This is a genomic window from Ancylobacter sonchi (genome assembly GCF_018390695.1).
Taxonomy (GTDB): domain Bacteria; phylum Pseudomonadota; class Alphaproteobacteria; order Rhizobiales; family Xanthobacteraceae; genus Ancylobacter; species Ancylobacter sonchi.
Genome location: NZ_JAHBGF010000028.1, coordinates 785,697 through 803,578 on the forward strand (window position 1 = coordinate 785,697; position 17,882 = coordinate 803,578).

At 66.3% G+C, this 17,882-nt stretch carries 14 protein-coding genes and 2 tRNA genes; 5 read left to right on the forward strand and 11 right to left on the reverse strand.

Translation table 11 applies throughout. The annotated features are described in order from the left end of the window. Positions 1–154: 154 nt before the first annotated feature. Positions 155–1,555 carry a magnesium transporter gene (mgtE, locus tag KHC28_RS19040; protein WP_214009875.1) on the reverse strand — a complete coding sequence of 467 codons (1,401 nt, stop codon included), beginning with the start codon at positions 1,553–1,555 and terminating at the stop codon, positions 155–157. A 175-nt stretch (positions 1,556–1,730) separates the two neighbouring features. Here mgtE and KHC28_RS27500 point away from each other — a divergent pair, with 175 nt between their 5' ends. Then, positions 1,731–2,015 (forward strand): acylphosphatase, encoded by a 285-nt coding sequence (locus KHC28_RS27500; RefSeq protein WP_312893261.1) that lies wholly within the window; start codon positions 1,731–1,733, stop codon positions 2,013–2,015. Positions 2,016–2,020: 5 nt separating this feature from the next. On the opposite strand, the gene lipB is transcribed toward KHC28_RS27500, so the two are convergent. Then, positions 2,021–2,752: a lipoyl(octanoyl) transferase LipB gene (gene lipB, locus KHC28_RS19050; RefSeq protein WP_246564960.1), complete on the reverse strand. Its 732-nt coding sequence runs from the start codon at positions 2,750–2,752 to the stop codon at positions 2,021–2,023. 158 nt (positions 2,753–2,910) lie between these two features. Between lipB and KHC28_RS19055 the strand changes: the two genes are divergently transcribed. Continuing rightward, a tRNA-Leu gene (locus tag KHC28_RS19055) sits at positions 2,911–2,995 on the forward strand. A 766-nt stretch (positions 2,996–3,761) separates the two neighbouring features. Here the strand turns inward: KHC28_RS19055 and KHC28_RS19060 are convergent. Beyond that, positions 3,762–3,837: transfer RNA gene (locus KHC28_RS19060), tRNA-Lys, on the reverse strand. 223 nt (positions 3,838–4,060) lie between these two features. Here KHC28_RS19060 and wrbA point away from each other — a divergent pair. Continuing rightward, positions 4,061–4,660 (forward strand): NAD(P)H:quinone oxidoreductase type IV, encoded by a 600-nt coding sequence (gene wrbA, locus KHC28_RS19065; RefSeq protein ID WP_214009877.1) that lies wholly within the window; start codon positions 4,061–4,063, stop codon positions 4,658–4,660. Positions 4,661–4,808: 148 nt separating this feature from the next. On the opposite strand, the gene tgt is transcribed toward wrbA, so the two are convergent. The 7 genes from tgt to gyrA all read right to left on the reverse strand — a co-directional run bounded on the left by tgt (position 4,809) and on the right by gyrA (position 12,345). Next, on the reverse strand, positions 4,809–5,945 hold the full coding sequence (tgt, locus tag KHC28_RS19070; RefSeq protein ID WP_214009878.1) for a tRNA guanosine(34) transglycosylase Tgt: 1,137 nt from the start codon (positions 5,943–5,945) through the stop codon (positions 4,809–4,811). After that, positions 5,942–7,018, reverse strand: a complete 1,077-nt coding sequence (gene queA, locus KHC28_RS19075; RefSeq protein WP_214009879.1) for a tRNA preQ1(34) S-adenosylmethionine ribosyltransferase-isomerase QueA — start codon at positions 7,016–7,018, stop codon at positions 5,942–5,944. The genes tgt and queA overlap by 4 nt, the downstream gene beginning before the upstream one ends. Before the next feature lie 176 nt (positions 7,019–7,194). Next, positions 7,195–7,653 (reverse strand): peptidylprolyl isomerase, encoded by a 459-nt coding sequence (locus tag KHC28_RS19080; RefSeq protein WP_214009880.1) that lies wholly within the window; start codon positions 7,651–7,653, stop codon positions 7,195–7,197. A 52-nt stretch (positions 7,654–7,705) separates the two neighbouring features. Beyond that, a complete protein-coding gene (locus KHC28_RS19085; RefSeq protein WP_214009881.1) occupies positions 7,706–8,269 on the reverse strand; it encodes a peptidylprolyl isomerase in 564 nt (187 codons plus the stop codon). A gap of 40 nt (positions 8,270–8,309) precedes the next feature. Next, on the reverse strand, positions 8,310–8,819 hold the full coding sequence (gene coaD, locus KHC28_RS19090; protein WP_214009882.1) for a pantetheine-phosphate adenylyltransferase: 510 nt from the start codon (positions 8,817–8,819) through the stop codon (positions 8,310–8,312). A 90-nt stretch (positions 8,820–8,909) separates the two neighbouring features. Next, on the reverse strand, positions 8,910–9,491 hold the full coding sequence (locus tag KHC28_RS19095) for an LOG family protein (protein ID WP_214009883.1): 582 nt from the start codon (positions 9,489–9,491) through the stop codon (positions 8,910–8,912). A 97-nt stretch (positions 9,492–9,588) separates the two neighbouring features. Next, positions 9,589–12,345 (reverse strand): DNA gyrase subunit A, encoded by a 2,757-nt coding sequence (gene gyrA / locus KHC28_RS19100; protein WP_214009884.1) that lies wholly within the window; start codon positions 12,343–12,345, stop codon positions 9,589–9,591. Between the two features lie 259 nt (positions 12,346–12,604). Between gyrA and KHC28_RS19105 the strand changes: the two genes are divergently transcribed. Next, a complete protein-coding gene (locus KHC28_RS19105; protein WP_214009885.1) occupies positions 12,605–13,231 on the forward strand; it encodes a MarC family protein in 627 nt (208 codons plus the stop codon). 474 nt (positions 13,232–13,705) lie between these two features. On the opposite strand, the gene ssb is transcribed toward KHC28_RS19105, so the two are convergent. After that, positions 13,706–14,266, reverse strand: a complete 561-nt coding sequence (gene ssb, locus KHC28_RS19110; RefSeq protein WP_214009886.1) for a single-stranded DNA-binding protein — start codon at positions 14,264–14,266, stop codon at positions 13,706–13,708. Positions 14,267–14,597: 331 nt separating this feature from the next. On the opposite strand from ssb, the gene uvrA reads away from it, so the two are divergent. After that, positions 14,598–17,504 (forward strand): excinuclease ABC subunit UvrA, encoded by a 2,907-nt coding sequence (gene uvrA, locus KHC28_RS19115; protein ID WP_214009887.1) that lies wholly within the window; start codon positions 14,598–14,600, stop codon positions 17,502–17,504. Positions 17,505–17,882: the final 378 nt, after the last annotated feature.

Here is a 17,882-nt window from a genome sequence, read left to right on the forward strand (position 1 = left end):
CCGACTCCCTCATGCCATCGATCCTCATTATTCCCTGACTTAACGGGCGAAACTTAATGTGGCTTGAAAGAATGAAAGAGATCGGTCGCCCCGCCGATCACCTCGCATGTGACATCATCGCGGCAATTCGCGCAAACGTGAATCGACGGCAAATTCAGAACCAGAGCGCGGCGATACCCAGAAAGGCGAAGAAACCGATCACATCGGTGATGGTGGTCACGAAGGGGCCGGACGACACTGCCGGATCGACGCCCATCCTGTTGAGCGTCAGCGGAACAAGAATGCCGCCCAGCGCCGCGGCGACCAGGTTGATGATCATCGCCAGGGCGATGACATAGCCGAGATCGGCGACGCCGAACCGGGCGAACACCACCGCCGCCATGATCACCGCGAAGACGACGCCGTTGAACAGCCCGACCAGCAATTCGCGGGCGATGACGCGCTTGGCATTGCTGGCGCGCAATTCGCGCGTGGCGATGGCGCGCACCGCGACCGTCATGGTCTGCGTGGCGGCATTTCCGCCCTGGCTGGCGACGATCGGCATCAACACCGCCAGTGCGACCAGCTTCTGCAATTCGTCCTCGAACAGCGAGATCACCGCCGAGGCGAGGTTGGCGGCGATGAGGTTGACCAGCAGCCAGGAAAAGCGGCTCTTGGCGATGTACCAGAAGCTGTCGGACAGCTCCTCGTCGGCGGCGACGCCGCCGAGCGCCTTCACGTCCTCGTCGGCCTCCTCCTGGATGACGTCGACGATGTCGTCGACGGTCAGCACGCCGACCAGCCGCCCGGCGCCGTCGACCACCGGCGCGGAGATGAGGTTGTAGCGCTCGAAGACACGCGCCACGTCCTCCTGGTCGTCCGTCGCCTGCACCACATGGCGGTCGGGCGTCACCACGTCGGCGAGCTTCAGCCCGCGCTTGGTGCGCAGCAGTCGGTCGAGCGGCACCGAGCCGGTCAGCCGGTAGGTGGGATCGACCACGAAAACCTCGAAGAAGGTCTCCGGCAATCCTTCCGTCTCGCCGAGATAGTCCAGCGTCTGCCCGACGGTCCAGAACGGCGGCAGCGCGATGAACTCGGTCTGCATGCGCCGGCCGGCGCTCTCTTCCGGATAGTCGAGGCTGCGCTGCAGCGCCGCGCGCTCGGTGAGCGGCAGATGGCCGAGAATCTCCTGCTTGTCGGCATCGTCGAGATCTTCGAGAATGTAGACTGCGTCGTCGGAATCGAGGTCGCGCACGCCCTCGACCACCGTCTCGGTCTCCAGTTCCTCGAGGATCTGGACGCGGACGGTCTCGTCGAGCTCGGTGAGCGCGGTGAAGTCGAAATCGGCGCCGAGCAGTTCGATCAGTTTCGGCCGGGCCGGCGCCGGCAGCGCTTCCAGCAGGCGGGCGAGATCGGTCTCGTGGAAATCGGCGACGAGGTCGCGCAGTTCGCCGCCGCGCCCCGCCTCGATGGCATTGCTTACCCGCTCGATGAAGGCGGGATCGTCGATCAGGGCGAGTTCGTCCTCGGGCTCGCGCTCGTCCGGACGAACGGCGAGATCGGTATCGTCGTTCATGCCGACCTCCAATGTCTGCGGATCTGGATCCGATCGTGGATTCGAGGAACGGAGCTGTTCTTATGAAGCATTGCCAGGGAAGGCAAATAGCGGCGCCAGCCTCGCGCGCCAGCCTCGGGAACGCGGCTCAGCCCACCCCGCCGCTCCCCGCCGCCTCCGGCCGGGCGCTGTCGTCGTGAACGCGTCGCGCGGCCTGCGCATCGTCGTTCACGGCCGGGTCCAAGGCGTCGGCTATCGCGCCTGGCTGGCGATGGAAGCAGGACGGCGCGGCCTGCGTGGCTGGGTTCGCAATCGCCGCGACGGCACGGTGGAGGCGCTGCTCCACGCCGACGAGGCGACCATGGAGGCCTTGATCGACGCCTGCCGGCGCGGACCAGCGGCCGCCTCGGTCAGCGCCATCGACCGGTTCGAGACGGATGAGGTGCCGCCGGCGAGCTTCGAGGTTCGCGCCTCGGCGTGAACGGCTCAGCTCCGGCCGGCGTCGTCCGCGACCGTCGGCCCGAACAGGGCCTCGAACTCGCGGCGCAGGGCAAGATCGACATCTTCCATCGTCACCGGCAGGCCGAGATCGACGAGGCTGGTGACGCCGTGCTCGCGCACGCCACAGGGAACGATACCGCCGAAATGGTCGAGATCAGGATCAACGTTCAGCGCCACGCCGTGCATCGTCACCCAGCGCCGCACCCGGATGCCGAGCGCGGCGATCTTGTCCTCGTCCGAGCCGGCGCGGTCCGGCCGGCGCACCCAGACGCCGACGCGGTCCTCGCGCCGCTCGCCGCGGACATGGAAGTTCCACAAGGTGCGAATCAGCCATTCCTCGAGCGTCGCCACGTAACGGCGGACATCCGGCGAACGCCGCTTGAGGTCGAGCATCACATAGGCCACCCGCTGGCCGGGACCGTGATAGGTGAACTGGCCGCCGCGGCCGGTTTCGTAGATCGGGAAGCGGCCGGGATCGACGAGATCCTCTGCCCGCGCGCTGGTGCCCGCCGTGTAGAGTGGGGGATGCTCCAGCAGCCACACGGTCTCCGGCGCGGTGCCGGCGGCGATGGCCTGGGCCAGGGCGTCCATTTCGGCGAGAGCGTCGGGATAGGCGACCGGCGCATCGGCGATACGCCAGCGCACCGGCGGCGCACCGGGTGCCGGCAGCATGGTGGCGATAAGCTCGTCGCGGGCGGGTGGTACGGTATGTTCCATGACGACCAGATAGTGATCGGGAAGGCATCTGTCTCTAGGAGCGACCCCTGCGGTGAACAAGCCTGTCCACAGCTGCGCGCGGCCCTTGTGAAGCCGGAACCGATCTGTTAGACGATGCCGCGCCGCGGAGCCAGCCAATGGTTCGGCTTCCGGTGGTTGCGGTCGTGGCGGAATTGGTAGACGCGCTGCCTTGAGGTGGCAGTGGGTAACACCGTGGAGGTTCGAGTCCTCTCGACCGCACCATTTTTTCTGATTTGGTGCTGATTTCGTTAGCCTTTCTCTCCATTTTCCCGCACCGGAAGCGATGGTGCGGGAAGAGATGTTCCAGCATTGTTCGCCAGCAAGTGCATCGTGTCCTTCGCAAGGCGCTGCCGATCGGCCTTCCGCGTGTAGAGCGAGGCCATCGTGCCCCGGTCCAGCCAAAAATGCTTCTAGCTGCGCCACCGTCGCGCCGGCATTTGCTGGGCGTCTGGCTGCTATCTTTTGGACACCGTGCGCCGACTTCGGCACACCCGCGGCCCGAGCCGCCGCGGCGAACTCATTGCCAAATGCTTCCTTGGTGAGAGGCCGGCCGTTGGCGCCGGCGATGAATGTCAGATCACCACAGGAACCGGCATCGAGTGTGGTCTGGAGCACCGCCAGAATCGGCAGCATTACCTCGATTGTTCCGTCGCCCTTTTCCGCCTTGAGAGCGGCAGCACCCTGACGAACGCGCCGCCGCCCGGGCCCGCCGCATCAGCACGCCTCAGCCTGGTGCCGGGCGGCACGGTGAGACGCCCCCGATACCGAATGCCGAGCAGCCGTCGCATCTAAGAGACCGTGATGTCATGTCGTCATCGACAGGATGGAGCCAGCCATCGTCGGCTTAGCCGAGGAGAGCGGCCTGATCGTGTTCATGCGTCATGCCGTCAGCGAGAGAACCAGTCCCCGGCTCACGCGAAGCACACCTCTCACCGACCTCATAGCGGCAAGACAGCTCCAATTTATTTTCTACTATCATGGATTTAAGTGGTGAGCCCGTCGGGATTCGAACCCGAGACCCCATGATTAAAAGTCACGTGCTCTACCGGCTGAGCTACGGGCTCCCACGGGACGGGGCTTAAGGGTTTCGAAGTCGGATGGCAAGAAGCACCGACACCTTACCCTTTGTCGTCGACACACTCCTGACAGGAGCCGCCCTTTCGATTGCATTTCTGCAAGGCCACCCTGTCAATCATCGCGCTTCCGGTGCACCGTCCGAGCCGCTAGCTTCCTGCCAACACCTCAGCCGGGCTGCCGGCCACGCCAGGATGCAAGGAGCATACGCAGATGGCAAAGGTTCTCGTTCTCTATTATTCGACCTATGGCCACATCGAGACGATGGCCGAAGCCGTCGCCGAAGGCGCCCGCGAGGCCGGCGCCGATGTCGTGGTGAAGCGCGTTCCCGAGACGGTGCCGGAAGAGATCGCCAGGGCGAACCACTTCAAGCTCGACCAGAAGGCGCCCATCGCCACCGTCGACGAGCTGAAGGATTACGATGCGATCATCTTCGGCTCCGGCACCCGCTTCGGCACCGTCGCCTCCCAGATGCGCGCCTTCATCGACCAGACCGGCGGCCTGTGGTTCACCGGCGGCCTCGTCGGCAAGGTCGGCTCGGTGTTCACCTCCTCGGCAACCCAGCACGGCGGCCAGGAATCCACCATCCTTGGCTTCGTACCGACCCTGCTGCATCACGGCATGGTTGTTGTCGGCCTGCCCTATGCCTTCCAGGGCCAGATGGGCCTGGACGAGATCAAGGGCGGCTCGCCCTATGGTGCCTCCACCATCACTGACGGCGACGGCTCGCGTCAGCCGTCCAAGGTGGAGCTCGACGCTGCCCGTTACCAGGGCAAGCACGTCGCCACCATCGCCGGCAAGCTGCACGGCTGAGCGAACGACATTCCGAAGCAAGAACGGCCGGACCCGCAGGTCCGGCCGTTTTCGTTCCAGTGTCGTCGTCCCGGCCGGAGGCAAAGCCCGAGAGCCTGGATCGCATCGCCGGGGACATCCGGGATGACGCGAGGAGCGGCGCAGGCCGTCAGCCACGCGCGGGAATGTCGCCCCTCGCCCAGCCTTCCTTCACCTCGGCCTTGAACGCCTCGAAGCGCCCCTCCGCAATGGCGGCGCGGATGCCCTGCATCAGGCTCTGGTAATAGGCGAGGTTCACCCAGGTGAGCAGCATCGAGCCCAGCATCTCGTCGCAGCGGATGAGGTGGTGGAGATAGGCGCGCGAATAATCCCGCGCCGCCGGACAGTCGCTCGTCTCGTCCAGCGGACGCGGGTCGTCGGCATGGCGGGCGTTCTTCAGATTGATCTTGCCGAAGCGGGTGAAGGCCTGCGCATGGCGGCCGGCACGCGTCGGCATCACGCAGTCGAACATGTCGACGCCGCGGCCCACCGCCTCGATGATGTCGTCCGGCGTGCCGACCCCCATCAGATAGCGCGGCTTGTCCTGTGGCAGGATTGCATTCACCACCTCGATCATGCCCAGCATCACATGCTGCGGCTCGCCGACCGCGAGGCCGCCGATCGAATAGCCGGGGAAGCCGATATCGACGAGGCCACGCGCCGATTCCTCACGCAGCACCGGCACGTCGCCGCCCTGCACGATACCGAACAACGCCCGACCGGGAGGCTGGGCCTCGAAGGCGCGCTTCGAGCGCTCCGCCCAACGCAGCGACAACCGCAGCGCCCTCGCCACGTCTTCGGGCGGCGACGGCAGCTTCACGCATTCGTCGAGCTGCATCTGGATGTCCGAGCCGAGCAGGCCCTGGATCTCCACCGAGCGCTCCGGCGACATCTCGTGATAGGCGCCGTCGATATGCGAGCGGAAGGTGACGCCCTTCTCGGTCAGCTTGCGCAGGCCCGCCAGCGACATCACCTGGAACCCGCCGGAATCGGTCAGGATCGGATGCGGCCAGCGCATGAATTTGTGCAATCCGCCCAGCTCGGCAATCCGCTCGGCCGAGGGGCGCAGCATCAGATGATAGGTATTGCCGAGCAGAATGTCGGCGCCAAGCTCCCGCACTTGTTCGGGGTACATCGCCTTCACCGTGGCGGCGGTGCCGACCGGCATGAAGGCGGGCGTGCGCACCACCCCGCGCGGCGTGATCACCTCGCCGAGGCGGGCACTGCCGTCACGGCCGAGCGGGCGATAGGAGAAGGCTTCGGTCATCGGGATCTTTCGGGAAACAGCAGGCAGGCGTCGCCATAGGAATAGAAGCGGTAGCCGGTGTCGATGGCGTGGGCATAGGCGCGCTTCTGCGCCTCGTGGCCAACCAGCGCCGCAACCAGCATGACGAGGGTCGAGCGCGGCAGGTGGAAGTTGGTCATCATCGCGTCGATGAAGCGGAAGCGGTAGCCGGGCGTGATGAAGATGTCGGTCTCACCCTGCCAGGCCTCCAGCCGGCCCGAGGCGGAAGCGCTCTCGATCAGCCGCGTCGCCGTCGAGCCGACAGTGACGACACGGCCGCCCCGCCGTTTCACCGCGTTGAGCGCCTCGGCGGTCTCCTGCGAGACCTCGCCCCATTCGGCATGCATGCGATGGCCCGTCGTGTCCTCGGCCTTGACCGGCAGGAAGGTGCCGGCGCCGACATGCAGCGTCACGCGATGCACCTCGACATCTCGCGCCGTCAGACGGTCGACCAGCGCCGAGGTGAAATGCAGGCCGGCGGTCGGTGCCGCGACCGATCCCTCGGCATTGGCGAACATGGTCTGGTAATCGGCACGATCCTGCGCGTCCTCGGCCCGGCGCGCGGCGATGTAGGGCGGCAGCGGCATATGGCCGACCCGCGCCACCGCCTCGTCGAGCGCCGCGCCGGCAACAGCGAAGCGCAAGGCGATCTCGCCGCCCTCGCCTTTCGCGGCGATCTCGGCATCGAGCGTCGCCGCGCCGTCCTCGGAGCGGAACGTCACGACATCGCCGACCGCGAGCCGCTTTCCCGGCCGCGCCAGCGCCAGCCAGCTATCGGGAGCCAGCCGCTTGTGCAGCATCGCCTCGACCCGCACATCGGAACCGCCAGCGCGGCTGCGAATGCCGTCGAGGCGGGCGGGCAGCACGCGGGTATCGTTGACGACGAGCGCGTCGCCAGGCGCCAGCAGGTCGGGGAGATCACCGACATGCCGGTCATCGAGCTCCGGCGCGCTCCCCGGGCGCACCACCAGCAGCCGCGCCGCCTCGCGCGGCTCCACCGGGCGCAGCGCGATGCGCTCGGGCGGCAAATCGAAATCGAAGAGGTCGACACGCATGATCGGTTCGATGCCGAGGCCGACGGCCGGATCGATCCCGTCCGGGCGGCCAATAAAGAGACGAACATAATGCAAGCGGCGTCCCGGCGGCCGGATGTGGTCATCCGAAGGCCGGGACGCCGCTCAGCGAAAGCGTTGCCGGACGGTTCACCACCGCCCGGCGGAGCTTCGGACGATCACGCCGCCAGCTTGGCGGAGACGATCTTGTCCGGGTTGATCACCGGCTCGCCGCGCTTGATCTTGTCGACATTCTCCATGCCCTCGATCACCTCGCCCCAGACGGTGTACTGGCCGTCGAGGAAGGAGGCGTCGGCGAAGCAGATGAAGAACTGGCTGTCGCCGGAGTTCGGGTCCATGGCGCGGGCCATGGAGACGGTGCCGCGCTGATGGCGACCCTTGTTGAACTCCGCCTTCAGCTTCTGGCCGGAACCGCCGCGGCCGGTGCCGGTCGGGTCGCCGGTCTGCGCCATGAAGCCGTCGATGACGCGGTGGAACACCACGCCGTCATAGAAGCCCTGCTTGGCCAGTTCGCTGATGCGGGCGACATGGCCGGGAGCGAGGTCCGGGCGCAGGCGGATCTTCACCGGGCCCTGGGTGGTCTCCAACAGCAGGATGGATTCGGGGGTGTCGCTCATAGTCGTTACTCCTTGAGAAAAATCTGACGGATGACGGTGCGTGTCGCGCACATCACTTCACGTCGGCGGCAACCTTCATCGACACGATCTTGTCGGGGTTCTGCACCGGCTCGCCGCGCTTGAGCTTGTCGACGTTCTCCATGCCGGACACGACCTGGCCGATCACCGTGTACTGGCCGTTGAGGAAGGACGCATCGCCGAAGGTAATGAAGAACTGCGAATTGGCGCTGTTCGGGCTCTGGGCGCGGGCCATGCCGACCGTGCCGCGCGTAAAGGGTACGTTGGAGAATTCGGCCGGCAGGTCGGGATAGCGCGAACCGCCGGTGCCATTGCCGTACTGGCCGTCGCCGGTCTGGGCCATGAAGCGGTCGATCACCCGGTGGAAGGGCACGTTGTCGTAAAAGCCCTCGCGCGCCAGCTGCTTGATGCGCTCGGCATGCTTGGGCGCGATATCCGGGCGCAGCACGAAGACCACCGGCCCCTTGGTGGTCTGCATGATGATGGCGTTCTGCGGATCGACGTTAGGCGGCAGCTTGGGAGCCTGCGCCGTCTGGGCGACGGCGGGTAGCGCGAACACGGCGGTGACGGCGAAGGCGGCGATCAGACTGCGGATCATCAGAAAACTCCGGTGCGGCTGCGGATTTGGCCGTGCGCGATCAAATAGGGCGGCGCAGCTTGGTGGCCAGACGGCCGACCACGGCGGCCGGCACGAAGGACGAGACGTCGCCTCCCATCCCGGCGATCTGCCGGACAAGGGTGGCGGTGATGGGGCGGGACACGGCGGAGGCCGGCAAAAATACCGTCTGCACCTCCGGCCGCAGCACGGCGTTCATGCCCGCCATCTGCATCTCGTAGTCGAGATCGGTGCCGTCGCGCAGGCCGCGAATGAGCAACCGGGCGCCATGGCGATACGCCGCTTCCACGACCAGATCGGCGAAGGTGATGCATTCGAACGCCGCGCCCTCATGGCGGGCGATCGGCTCGAAGATCTCGGTGAGCATCTCCAGCCTTTCCTCCGCCGCGAACAGCGGGGCCTTGCCGGGATGCACGCCGATACCGATCACCAGCCGGTCGACCATGCGCGCGGCGGCACGTGCCACCTCGACATGGCCATTGGTCGGCGGATCGAAGGAACCGGGATAGAAGGCGGTGCGCAGGGCGCTCATGCGGAGCCTCTCGTTGCGCGGCAAGGGTTAGCGGGCTCACGCGGTGGACGCAAGGGGCAGACGCGTCTGCGTCACCCCGCAGGGCGTCGGTCAGCGCTCGCCACGACCGATCCACTTGGCGACCTGCGGCGCCCGATAGGCCCGCAGCCGGGCCAGCAGCGCTTTGGGATTGTCGGCGACGAGCAGCATGTCGCGATGCGCCTCGCGCATGAAGCCTTCCCCGACCACATGGTCGACGAAGCCCAGCAACCGGTCGAAATAGCCGCCGACATTGAGCAGCGCGCACGGCTTGTCATGGCTGCCGAGCTGCGCCCAGGTCCATACCTCGAACAGCTCCTCCAGCGTGCCGATGCCGCCGGGCAGCGCGACGAAGGCATCGGCGAGCTCGGCCATCATCGCCTTGCGCTCATGCATGGAGCCGACGATACGCAAATCCGCCAGCCCCTTATGCGCGACCTCGCGCTCCAGGATGCCGCGCGGGATGACGCCCGTCACCTCGCCGCCGGCGGCAAGCGCGGCATCCGCCAGCGCGCCCATGAGACCCACCGAAGCGCCGCCATAGACGAGGCCGATCCCCTCGCGCGCCAGCGCGGTGCCGAGCGCGACGGTGGCTTCGGTATAGTCCGGCCGATGACCGGCATTGGAGCCGAGGAAAACGCAGATGCGGCGCATGGGCATGCCCTTCGACTGACACGTCGCTCAAACGGCAACGGCGCCGTCTCCAGCGCCGTCGCATTGTCGGATCATGATGCGGCAGAAGGTCGGCGGCTCAGTCGGCCGCCTCCTCGCCGATCTCATCCTCGCCCTCTTCCTCGCTGACGCGCTCGACCGACACCACCTTCTCGTCCTCGGCGGTGTTGAAGACGATCACGCCCTGGCTGCCGCGACCGACGACGCGGATGCCGTTTACCGGGCAGCGGATCAGCTGGCCGCCATCGCTGACCAGCATGATCTGGTCGGCATCCTCCACCGGGAAGGAGGCGACCAGCGGCCCGTTGCGGTCGTTCACCGCCATGGCGACGATGCCCTTGCCGCCGCGACGCGTCGTCCGATACTCGAAGGACGAGGTGCGCTTGCCGAAACCGTTCTGCGACACGGTGAGGAGGAACTGCTCGGCCGCACCCATCTCGGCGTAGCGGGTCTGCCCGAGCTCGCTGCCGCCGGCATCGACCTCCTCGGCATCCGCGTCGACAACTTCCGCCTCGACGTCCGCTGATTCATCCACCTCGTTAAGACTACGCCGTATGGCATTGGCACGCTTGATATATTCGGCGCGCTCCTCCGCTGTCGCATCCACATGCCTGATGATCGCCATCGAGATCAGGCGATCGCTCTCGTCGAGCTGGATGCCGCGCACGCCCATGGAGTCGCGCCCCTTGAAGACGCGCACCTCGGTAGTGGGGAAGCGGATGCACTGCCCCTTGGCGGTGGTCAGCAGCACGTCGTCGGCCTCGGAGCACAGCTGGACGCCGGCGATCGCCTCGCCTTCCTCCAGCTTCATGGCGATCTTGCCGTTACGGTTCACATTGGTGAAGTCCGACAGCTCGTTGCGCCGCACCGTGCCGCCGGTGGTGGCGAACATGATCTGCAGCCGGCCCCAGGCCTCCTCCTCAGGCAGCGCCATGATGGAGGTGATGCGCTCGTCAGAATCCAGCGGAAGGATGTTCACCAGCGCCTTGCCACGCCCCTGCGGGGTGGCGATGGGCAGCCGCCAGACCTTCAGCTTGTAGACCTGCCCCTTGGAGGAGAAGAACAGCACCGGGGCATGGGTCGAAGCGACGAACAGGCGGGTGACGAAATCCTCGTCGCGCGTCTGCATGCCGGAGCGGCCCTTGCCGCCGCGCCGCTGCGCCCGATAGGTCGAGAGCGGCACCCGCTTCACATAGCCGGCGTGCGAGACCGTGACGACCATGTCCTCGCGGGCGATCAGGTCCTCGTCCTCGAAGTCGCCCTCGCCTTCGGTGATCTCGGTCCGGCGCGGGGTGCCGAACTGCGTCTTCACCTCGAGCAACTCGTCCTTGACGATCTGGCGGATGCGGACGCGGCTCGCCAGGATCTCGAGATATTCACGGATCTCGACGGCGATCTTGTCGAGCTCGTCGGCGATCTCGTCGCGGCCCAGCGCGGTGAGTCGCTGCAGGCGCAGCTCGAGAATGGCGCGCGCCTGCTCTTCCGACAGCTTGTAGGTGCCGTCCTCGTTCAAACGGTGGCGCGGATCGTCGATCAGGGCGATCAGCGACGCCACATCCAGCGCCGGCCAGTGCCGCGTCATCAGCAATTCGCGCGCCGTCGCCGGATCCGGCGAGGTACGAATGGTACGGATGACCTCGTCGATATTGGCGACCGCGATGGCGAGGCCGACCAGCACATGCGCGCGGTCGCGCGCCTTGCGCAGCAGGAACTTGGTGCGGCGGCTCACCACGTCCTCGCGGAAGGCGATGAACGCGGTCAGAAGGTCCAGCAGCGACATCACCGCCGGACGACCGCCGTTCAACGCCACCATGTTGGCGCCGAAGGAGGTCTGCAGCGCCGTCATGCGGAACAGATTGTTCAGCACCACGTCGCCCTGCGAATCGCGTTTGATCTCGATGACGATGCGCAGCCCTTCGCGCGAGCTCTCGTCGCGGATCTCGGATATGCCCTCCAGGCGCTTTTCGCGCACCAGCTCGGCCATACGCTCGATCATCGTCGCCTTGTTCACCTGATAGGGAATCTCGGTGACGATGATCGCCTCGCGATCCTTGCGGATCGTCTCCACCGTGGCGCGGGAGCGCATGACGATCGAGCCGCGGCCGGTCATGTAGGCCTGGCGGATGCCGCTGCGCCCGAGGATCAGCGCGCCGGTCGGGAAATCCGGGCCGGGCAGGATGTCGAGCAGCTTCTCCACATCGATATCCGGCTCGTCGATCATGGCGATGGTGGCATCGATCACCTCGCCGAGATTGTGCGGCGGGATGTTGGTCGCCATGCCCACAGCGATGCCGCCGGCGCCATTGACCAGAAGGTTGGGGAAGCGCGCCGGCAGGACCGTCGGCTCCTGCTCGCGGCCGTCGTAATTGTCCTGGAAGTCGACGGTGTCCTTGTCGAGATCGTCCAGCAGCGACAGCGCCGGCCGGGCGAGACGCACCTCGGTGTAGCGTTCGGCCGCCGGCGGGTCGCCGTCGATCGAGCCGAAATTGCCCTGACCGTCGATCAGCGGCAGACGCATGGAGAAGTCCTGCGCCAGGCGCACCAGCGCATCGTAGATCGCCTGGTTGCCGTGCGGATGGTACTTGCCCATCGTGTCGCCGGTGACGCGGGCGGACTTGTTGTAGGGACGCTCGGGGACGTAGTTGTTCTCGCGCATCGAGAACAGGATGCGGCGATGCACCGGCTTCAGGCCGTCGCGCACGTCGGGCAGCGCGCGGGAGACGATCACGCTCATCGCGTAGTCGAGATAGCTGCGCGAGAGCTCCTCGGTGATCGAAACGGGCCGGATATCCGAAGGACCTTCGTCCTCGGGCCTCAGCGTATCGGAATCGGACAAGGAAGCGACTTTCCGTAGATTGCTTATTGAGTTGTTTTATCTATCCGATTCCGCTCGCCAACGCCAGCGCGACGACTCCGCGACAGCCGTTAATTCATAAGCAATACCAATGACTTGCAACGGCGTTTTTGAAGCCCGCTCAAAAGGTGGCGGAACCATGGCCGACGGGACCGAAAATACCTTCCCCTTCGGGTCCCGCTCATAGGAAGATGCACCCGTACCGCCCACGCCCTGGCGGCATCGAGGGACCCGTCACGGCATGTTCGATTACGTCATATCGGCGGCGGTCACGATGCTGGTGGTCATCGACCCGATCGGCCTCGCGCCACTGTTCCTCGCCGTCACCACCGGCCTGTCGACGGAGGAACGACGCCACGTCGCCTGGCGCGCCTCGGCGATCGCCCTCGCCATCCTCGCTCTGTTCGGCCTCGTCGGCGCGCCGCTGCTTGCCGCGCTCGGCATCACCCTGCCCGCCTTCCGCATCGCCGGCGGGCTGCTGCTGTTCACCATCTCGTTCGAAATGGTGTTCGGGCGACGCAGCGAGCGCAAGACCGACGCCACCGATGCAGCGATGCGCGAACATCTCCTGCACAATCTGGCGGTGTTTCCGCTCGCCATTCCGCTGATGGCAGGGCCGGGCGCCATTACCGCCATGATGCTGCTGGCCGGCGAAGCGCGAGGCGATGGCGCCCGCCTCGGTGCGCTGTTTGCCATCACACTCATGGTGATCGCCAGCTGCCTGATCGTCTATCTCGCCGCCGACCGGGTGAACCGCTGGCTCGGCATCACCGGCAACGCCATATTGACGCGGCTTCTCGGCGTCGTGCTCGCCGCTCTCGCCGTCCAATTCGTCATCGATGGCGTGAAGACGGCATTCGGGCTGTAGACCCTGCGAGGTCATCCGGGCCACGGCGGCGTTCAGGGCCGCCTCCCCGGCACCCCGGCCACGCCCGCGACGACGGACAGCGTAACCCGCCAACACCGATCGGCTGCCGCCCTGAGCCCACCCGGCGACGATAAGCCCGACAGTGAGAGGTTGGCCTCGCATGATCACCTTCGAGGGATCATGCCCTCGAGGGATCATGCACTTGAGGAATCAAGCACACCGACACACCGGCAGCTCACATACGCGACCGTCGCCGGTGCCGCCCCGACCACGCCGGCCGCTGGTCGACGGGCCTGCCTTCTGCACTCAAACGATCGAACCGCAACCTGCGAGCCGACGAAGGGAAGCTCCCTCCATCAGGCCCGACAAGGTTGGAACCGCTCAGCGCCCGACACGAAGACCGCAGCGGAGTCGAGACGGAAGCGCGGTCGCGCGCAGCGGCGAGAACATGCACTCGCCGTGCAGATCGAAAGCTCAGAACGGAATTTCGTCGTCGATGTCGCTGCTGCTGCCGCCGCCGAACGAGCCGCCACGCGAGGGCGCCCCGCCGCCGACCGCCGCCGGCTTGCGCTCGCCGCCGAAGGAGCCTCGGGCGGACGACCCACCGAAAGAGCCGCCGCCGGAGCCAAAATCGCTGCTGCCCGCGCCGTAATCGTCGCCGCCACTGGCACCCTCACCGCCGCCGCGGCTGTCGAGGATGGTCAGCTCGCCGCGGAACTGCCGCAGCACCACTTCGGTGAAATAGCGCTCGGCGCCGGCTTGGTCGGTGGCCTTGCGGGTTTCCAGCTGGCCCTCGATATAAACTTTCGTGCCCTTGCGCAGATATTGCTCGGCGATACGCAGCAGGTTCTCGTTGAAGATCACCACGCTGTGCCACTCGGTGCGCTCGCGGCGCTCGCCCGAGGCCTTGTCGCGCCACGTCTCCGATGTAGCGATGCGCAGATTGCACACCCGGCCACCGTTCTGGAACGTCCGCACTTCCGGATCGCGGCCCAGATTGCCGACCAGGATCACCTTGTTGACGCTGCCGGCCATTCCGTCCTCCAAAATCCGTCTGCCGTATAGGATCGATGAGTATAGACCACGGCGCCGCTCATCGGCGGACTCGCGACGCCTTCGTCCACATCTTTGGCACCGCGTCGGCACCGGAAGCCAAAGTCGCCGACCCTGTCGCCCAAACAATGTTCTTGTTATGTTCGTATCATCGTGCATAGTGCCACGCAAGCCCGATGACGTTTCGGCCGAGCGACACTATGTTTGACGCCATGCAGCAAGCACGAGCACCCTCCCCGAGACGGCCATGCCGCCCACCGGGGGATCGGGTGCTTTCGTGCTGTCCCCTTGGGACCGGGATTGAGAGACAGGAATGAAGGACCTTCCGCCGCCGTCGCGCCGCGACGCCCGCTCGATCACCATTCGCGGCGCGCGCGAGCACAATCTGAAGAATGTCGACCTCGAGATCCCTCGCGACAGCCTCGTGGTGTTCACCGGCCTGTCGGGCTCCGGCAAATCGTCGCTCGCCTTCGATACCATCTATGCCGAAGGCCAGCGGCGCTATGTGGAAAGCCTGTCCGCCTATGCCCGCCAGTTCCTGGAGATGATGCAGAAGCCGGACGTCGACCAGATCGACGGCCTCTCGCCGGCCATCTCCATCGAACAGAAGACCACCTCGAAGAACCCGCGCTCGACGGTGGGCACGGTCACCGAGATCTACGACTATATGCGCCTGCTCTGGGCGCGCGTCGGCATTCCCTATTCACCCGCCACCGGGTTGCCGATCGAGAGCCAGACCGTCAGCCAGATGGTCGACCGCGTGCTCGCGCTGCCGGAGAAGACCCGCCTCTATCTGCTCGCCCCCGTGGTGCGCGGGCGCAAGGGCGAGTACCGCAAGGAACTGGCGGAGTTCCAGAAGAAGGGTTTCCAGCGCGTCAAGATCGACGGCGCCTTCCATGAGATCGCCGAGGCGCCGGCGCTCGACAAGAAGTTCAAGCACGACATCGACGTGGTGGTGGACCGCCTGGTCGTGCGCCCGGACATGGCGAGCCGCCTCGCCGACAGCTTCGAGACCGCGCTTGGCCTCGCCGACGGCATCGCGGTGGTCGAGTTCGCCGACGAGACCGAGGCGGACGGCAGCCAGAAGCGCATCATCTTCTCGGAAAAATTCGCCTGCCCGGTTTCCGGCTTCACCATTCCCGAGATCGAGCCGCGGCTGTTCTCCTTCAACAATCCGTTCGGCGCCTGCCCGACCTGCGACGGGCTCGGCCATGAGAGCAAGATCGATCCCAACCTGATCGTTCCCGACGGTGCGCGCACGCTGAAGCAGGGCGCCATCGCGCCCTGGGCGAAGTCAAGTTCACCCTATTACGGCCAGACCCTGGACGCCCTCGCCCGCCATTACGGCTTCAAGCTCACCACGCCCTGGGCGGAGCTGCCGGAGAAAGTGCGCGGCGTCATCCTGCACGGATCCGGCAGCGAGGCGATCCGCTTCATCTATGATGACGGCGTGCGCGCCTACGAGACCTCCAAGACCTTCGAGGGCATCGTTACCAATCTCGAGCGTCGCTGGCGCGAAACCGAGAGCGAATGGGCGCGCGAGGAGATCAGCAAATACTTCTCCGACGTGCCTTGCGCCGCTTGCAACGGCTATCGCCTGAAACCGGAAGCGCTGGCGGTGAAGATCGCCGGCTCGCATATCGGCCAGGCGGCGCAGCTGTCGGTACGCACAGCACTCGACTGGTTCGCCACCCTCCCCGGCCAGCTCACCGACAAGCAGAACGAGATCGCAGTGCGCATCCTCAAGGAGATCCGCGAGCGCCTCGCCTTCCTGCTCGATGTCGGGCTTGACTACCTCACCCTCGCCCGCGCCTCCGGCACGTTGTCGGGCGGCGAGAGCCAGCGCATCCGCCTCGCCTCGCAGATCGGCTCCGGTCTCACCGGAGTGCTCTATGTGCTGGACGAGCCGTCCATCGGCCTCCACCAGCGCGACAATGAGCGCCTGCTCGGCACGCTCAAGCGCTTGCGCGATCTCGGCAATACCGTCGTGGTGGTGGAGCATGACGAGGACGCCATCATGGCCGCCGATTATGTGGTCGATGTCGGCCCTGGCGCCGGCGTGCATGGCGGGCAGATCGTCGCACAGGGCACGCCGCCGGAGATACTTGCTAACCCGAATTCGCTGACCGGCAAATACCTTACCGGCGAACTCGGCGTGCCGGTCCCCAAGCGGCGCAAGCCGAATCCGAAGCGGATGCTGCGGGTGGCGGGCGCGCGCGGCAACAATCTGAAGGACGTCACCGCCGAGCTGCCGCTCGGCCTGTTCACCGCGGTCACCGGCGTCTCTGGCGGCGGCAAGTCGACCCTGCTCATCGACACCGTCTACAAGGCGGTGGCACGCCGGCTCAACGGCGCCTCCGAGCCGCCGGCGCCGCATGACCGCCTCGAAGGGCTGGAGCAGCTCGACAAGGTGATCGACATCGACCAGTCGCCGATCGGCCGCACGCCTCGCTCCAATCCTGCGACCTATACCGGCGCCTTCACCCCGATCCGCGAGTGGTTTGCCGGCCTGCCGGAGGCGAAGGCGCGCGGCTACGGCCCCGGGCGTTTCTCCTTCAACGTCAAGGGCGGCCGCTGCGAAGCCTGCCAGGGCGACGGCGTCATCAAGATCGAAATGCATTTCCTGCCAGACGTTTACGTCACCTGCGACGTCTGCAAGGGCAAGCGTTACAATCGCGAGACGCTGGAGGTCACCTTCAAGAACAAGTCGATCGCCGACGTGCTCGACATGACCGTCGAGGAGGGCGCGGAGTTCTTCAAGGCGGTGCCGGCGGTGCGCGAGAAGCTGGAGACGCTCTCCCGCGTGGGGCTCGACTACATCAAAGTCGGCCAGCAGGCGAACACGCTGTCGGGCGGCGAGGCACAGCGGGTGAAGCTCTCCAAGGAATTGTCGCGCCGTGCCACCGGGCGCACGCTTTACATCCTCGACGAGCCGACCACGGGCCTGCATTTCCACGACGTCGCCAAGCTGTTGGAAGTGCTGCACGAACTGGTCGAGCAGGGCAATACGGTGGTGGTGATCGAGCACAATCTCGAAGTGATCAAGACCGCCGACTGGGTGATCGATCTCGGGCCGGAAGGCGGTGACGGCGGCGGCGAAATCGTCGCCGAAGGGCCGCCGGAGGCGATCGCCAAGGCGTCGCGCAGCCATACCGGCCGCTTCCTCGCCGAGGTGCTGGCGCGTCGCCCGATGAAGAAGCGGCCCGACGCGGCGGAGTAGTCCGAACCCCTCGTCTCGACGCGCCGCGATGTGCAGTGAGGTGTACGATGCGGCCAATCCGGCGGCGGAATGTCCGATGAGGACGAGCGGTGGAGGCAGTCACCTCTACCGCATTTGCCGGCCCGAGGAGTTCAGGCGGGGTGCCCCTTCGCCCGGGCGGGTCGCAAAGTGGCGAGTGCCCTTTTGCGCCTGCCGCTCCTGTCGAGCGGGATGGCATGGAATGGTGTCGTCCATGTCGCGGATGCCCAGTTGGAGCTTGCGATGATGGCTGGACACGGCGAGCCGGCCTCCATGCCACGCGCGGTTGGCTGTACGAACGGCGGCAGGGTGGCAACCGTCCGGCGACCGGGCCGTAACGGCACGGATTGACGCGGCCGG